At 70.0% G+C, this 4,780-nt stretch carries 2 protein-coding genes and 1 tRNA gene; 1 reads left to right on the top strand and 2 read right to left on the bottom strand.

Features of this window, described 5'->3' with window-relative positions:
* The coding region (locus FF041_RS39140) for a HAMP domain-containing protein (RefSeq protein WP_323392209.1) at nt 1-1,548 on the bottom strand (1,548 nt) is incomplete at its 3' end.
* Nucleotides 1,549-1,816: 268 nt separating this feature from the next.
* Between FF041_RS39140 and FF041_RS19770 the strand changes: the two genes are divergently transcribed.
* Nucleotides 1,817-4,471: a SpoIIE family protein phosphatase gene (locus FF041_RS19770; protein WP_153524042.1), complete on the top strand. Its 2,655-nt coding sequence runs from the start codon at nt 1,817-1,819 to the stop codon at nt 4,469-4,471.
* 146 nt (nt 4,472-4,617) lie between these two features.
* Here the strand turns inward: FF041_RS19770 and FF041_RS19765 are convergent.
* Nucleotides 4,618-4,690: transfer RNA gene (locus FF041_RS19765), tRNA-Thr, on the bottom strand.
* Nucleotides 4,691-4,780: the final 90 nt, after the last annotated feature.

Raw genomic sequence — 4,780 nt, 5'->3', positions numbered from 1 at the left:
ATCACCGTTCGCGACCGCCGTCGTCACCTGCGCGATGTCCCGCACCTGGCCGGTGAGGTTGCGGAAGGCCGTGTTCACCGAATCGGTGAGGTCCTTCCAGGTGTTCGCCGCGCCGGGCACATGCGCCTGCCCGCCCAGCCGGCCCTCGACCCCGACCTCCCGGGCGACCCGGGTGACCTCGGAGCCGAACGACTGGAGCTGGTCCACCATCGTGTTGACGGTGTTCTTCAGCTCCAGCATCTCCCCGGCCACATCCACCGTGACCTTCTGCGACAGATCACCGTTCGCGACCGCCGTCGTCACCTGCGCGATGTCCCGCACCTGCGTGGTCAGATTGCGGAAGACGGTATTGACCGAGTCCGTCAGATCCTTCCAGGTCCCGGCCGCGCCCGGCACCTGCGCCTGACCGCCGAGCAGCCCCTCGGCGCCGACCTCGCTCGCCACCCGGGTGACCTCGTCGGCGAAGGTCCGCAGCGTCGCGGTCATCTGGTTGATCGTCTTGGCGAGCTGTGCGACCTCGCCGCGCGCGCTGACGGTCACCTTCTGCGACAGATCGCCGTTGGCGACCGCCGTCGTCACCTCGGCGATCCCCCGCACCTGCGAGGTGAGATTGCCCGCCATGGTGTTGACCGAGTCCGTGAGGTCCTTCCACACACCCGCCACACCGGGCACCTCGGCCTGACCGCCGAGCTCACCCTCCGTACCGACCTCACGGGCGACCCGGGTCACCTCGGACCCGAACGACTGGAGCTGGTCCACCATCGTGTTGACGGTGTTCTTCAACTCCAGCATCTCCCCGGCCACATGCACGGTGACCTTCTGGGAGAGATCGCCCCGCGCGACCGCCGTCGTCACCAGCGCGATGTCGCGCACCTGCGCGGTCAGCTGATGCGCCATGGTGTTCACGGAGTCCGTGAGGTCCTTCCAGGACCCCGAGACCCCGCGCAGCTGGGCCTGACCGCCGAGCTTGCCCTCGGTGCCGACCTCCAGCGCCACCCGTGTGACCTCGTCGGTGAACGCCGACAGCTGATCCACCAGGCTGTTGACGGTCCGCGCGACCTTCAGGAACTCACCGCGCAGCGACCGCACCGACCCGTCCGAACCATGCGAACGCAGCTCCATCCGCTGGTCGAGATCGCCGTCCGCGACCGCGGAGAGCACCCGGCCCACCTCGGACACCGGCCGGGACAGATCGTCCACCAGCGCGTTGGTGGCATCGATCGCCGCCGCCCAGGAGCCCTCACAGGCGCCCGTCTCCAGCCGCTCGGTGAGCTTCCCCTCACGCCCGACCACTCTGCGCACCCGCGCCATCTCACCCGTGAGATGCATATTGCGGTCCGCGACCTCGTTATAGACGGCCGCGATCTCGGCCATCACATCGTCGCCCGACACGGTCAGACGCCTGCGGAAATTGCCGTCGCGCATCGACACCAGAGCGCCCAGCAGCTTGTTCAGAGCCGCTGTATCGACCTCGGTCGTCGCATTGCTCCGGGATCGTCCGCCTTTCGTACGCGTGCTCGTGCCACGCGCCGCCGCGCCAGACTCCACCGTGACCCTCCCGCAGGGGTTGACCGTACCGCCTGAGCTGTAACAGGCGGCCTGCCCAGTGTTTCACCCATGCGGAACCAGGCCATAACAGTTCGGCAGCTTCGCATACCGTCCCCGTCCCACAAGGCGGAAACAGCGGCGACCGGCATCCGCTCGGACAGCGAAGGTAAGTAACCTGGCATCCGGCTGTCCAACCGACCCGGTCCGCCCGGCCGGGACGTCGTGGGCAAGAGAACTACCACCGGGCACCGGGAGGGGCAGGCCGATCATGGCGGAGCCGGGCGTCGAAACACGTACAAGGAGTTCTGTGATCACCGCCCGGGCGGCTGCCACCTTCGACCCCGTCGGGCGGTCCGTCGCGACCGCTCGCGCCTTCGTCCGAGACACCCTCCACGGCTGGGGGTACGCCGACGTCGTCGACGACGCGGTCGTCCTCACCAGCGAACTGGTCACCAACGCCATCATCCACGCGGGCACCTCCGCCGATGTGCTCTGTCTGCGCACGGAGGACAGCGTCCGCATCGAAGTCGGCGACCGCTACCCCGAGCGCGAGGTCCCCCTCCAGGCCACCGGCCACTCCTTCGCCGGCCTCGACAGCGAGAACGGCCGCGGCCTGCTGCTCTGTTCGGCCCTCGCCTCCCGCTGGGGCGTCGAGTACACCCCCACCCACAAACAGGTCTGGTTCCAGCTCGACCTCCCCCAGCGCCCGGTCGGCACCCGCTCCGCCAGCCCCGCCCTGCCGACCGCACTGCTCCCCGTCGCCGACGAACGCGTACGCGTCGCGGTCGCCCAGATCGACGCGGCCGGCGCCATCGCCGTCTGGAACCCGGACGCGGAGATCGTCTTCGGATACGCGGCCGAGCAGGTCATCGGCAAACCGCTGGCCGACCTCGCCGCCTGGCCGCACACCCCCGGCATCGGCACCGGACTCGCCGAGGCGCTCCAGCTCTCCCGCTGGGAAGGCAGCTACGGCATCCGCGGCACCGACGGCAGAGTCATCCCCGTCTACGCCTCCCATCTGCGGGTACGCGACTCCCAGGGCGAGCCTTCCACCGTCTGTCTACTGGTACGCGACACCGAGCGCGCCGTGCTCCAGACGCCCCAGCGCGCCCCCGTCACCGAATCCCGCACCGAGAACAGCGCCGCCGACCCCTTCGAGGTCTTCATCGGCTCCCCGGCCCCCGACGATCTCGACGGCCTCCTCCAGCGGACCGTGGAACGCGCCCGGGACATGCTCGACGGCGACGCCGCCTTCCTGCTGCTGGCCACCGACGACGAGACCGAGCTGGAGGTACGGGCCACCACCGGGCTCCCCTCGGCCCGCCAGCGGTTCGCCCGCGTCCCCGTCGAAGCGGGCAGCGGACGGTACAGCTCCGCCCGGATGCCCGCCGTCCACGAGGACCTCGCCTCCGTTCCCGGAGCCGTGCCACTGCTCGGCTCCACCGGGATGCGCTCCGTCGTCACCGTCCCCCTCAAGGTCGAGGGGCGTCTCACCGGCTCGCTCGGCGTCGCCGCCGAAGCCCCCGGCCGCTACTCCAACGAGGAGGCGCTGCGCCTCCAGTTCGCCGCCGACCGCATCGCGCTCGCCGTCGAGTCCGCCCGCCTGGGCGAACTGGAACGACTGCGCCGGGGCTCGCTCTCCTTCCTCGTCGAAGCGTCCGATCTGCTCGCCGGAACCCTCGACCGCGACCAGACCCTGGCCCTGATGGCCCAGATGACGGTCCCGACGCTGGCCACCTGGTGCGCCGTCTACACCATCGCCGACCAGGCGTCCGACCCCTACCTCAGCTATGTGCTGCACGAGGACGAGGAACGCATCGACGGCCTCAAGGCCCTGCTGTCCAAGATCGCGCCGCCGGACCCGGTTCCAACGCCCGGCGCCCGGATCTGGACCGCGCCCGGCCAGGCCGCCCAGCGGGCGGCCCTGCTCGCCTCCCAGCGCGAACTCGGCTGGGGCACGGCCTCTCCGGTCTCCGCAGGCATCGGCACCACTCTGGCGACGGCCGCGGCGGTCGGCGGCGAGACGGTCGTCCTGCCGCTGGTGGCGCGCAACCGCGTCATCGGCATGCTGACTCTCGGCAAACCCTCGGACGACCACTTCCGCCAGGAGATCCTCGAACTCGCCGAGGACCTCTCCCGCCGTGCCGCTCTCGCGCTCGACAACGCCCGCCTCTACTCCGAGCGCGTCGCCATCAGCCAGTCCCTCCAGCGCAGTCTGCTCCCGCCGGAGATGCCCGAGATCCCGGGCGTCGAAGTCGAGGTGTTCTACCGCGCGGCGGGCGAGGGCAACGAGGTCGGCGGAGATTTCTACGATGTCTTCCCCATCCGCGACGGCGCGTACGGATTCGCCATCGGCGACGTCTGCGGTACGGGCCCGGAGGCCGCGGCCGTCACCGGCCTCGCCCGGCACGCCCTGCGGCTGCTGGCCCGTGAGGGCTTCGGCGGCCCGGCCGTCCTCGAACGCCTCAACGCGGCGATCCTGGACGAGGGTTCCCGCAGCCGCTTCCTCACCCTGCTCTATGGCGAGCTCCGTCCCCAGAGCGACGGCAGCGCTCTCCTCAAGGTCGTCTGCGCGGGCCATCCGCTCCCGCTGCGCCTGCGCCAGGACGGCACGGTGGAGCCCGCCGCCGATCCTCAGCCGCTGCTCGGTGTGATGGACGACCTGGAGCTGTACGAGCAGATGGTGACGTTGGACCCGGGCGATGTGCTGCTCTGCGTCACGGACGGGGTGACGGAGCGCCGCGAGGGCACCCGCATGCTCGGCGACGACGGTCTCGCCGAAGTCCTCGCCGGCTGTACGGGCCTCACGGCCGGCGCGGTCGCTTCCCGTGTTCTGCGCGCGGTGGAGCGCTTCGCCGCCGAGCCGGCCTCCGATGACATGGCCATCCTGACGCTGCGCGTCCCGGAGCCCCAGGTCTCCTAGAAAGCCTGAGAGGGCCGTCGGCTGGGACAGCGGCGGCCCTTTCCAAGGCCCCGAAGGTCCCGAAGACATCTGTGAAGCCCCCGGTGAAACGGAACTCCCGGGAAAACAAAAAAGGCCCCCGCCAGATGGCGGGGGCCTTCTCTATGAGCCCCAATACGGAATCGAACCGTAGACCTTCTCCTTACCATGGAGACGCTCTACCGACTGAGCTATTGGGGCCTGCGCTCGGTCCCCGAAAGAAACTTTCGGGGACCGAGACTTAAAATTTGTTCGGCGGCGTCCTACTCTCCCACAGGGTCCCCCCTGCAG

The sequence above is a fragment of the Streptomyces jumonjinensis genome (assembly GCF_009600885.1).
GTDB classification, from domain to species: domain Bacteria; phylum Actinomycetota; class Actinomycetes; order Streptomycetales; family Streptomycetaceae; genus Streptomyces; species Streptomyces jumonjinensis.
This window is presented reverse-complemented; position numbering and strand designations above follow the sequence as displayed.

Bases quoted from the DNA above. Each gene is read 5' to 3' on its own strand.
- FF041_RS19770 (WP_153524042.1), top strand. From the start codon at position 1,817: ATGGCGGAGCCGGGCGTCGAAACACGTACAAGGAGTTCTGTGATCACC.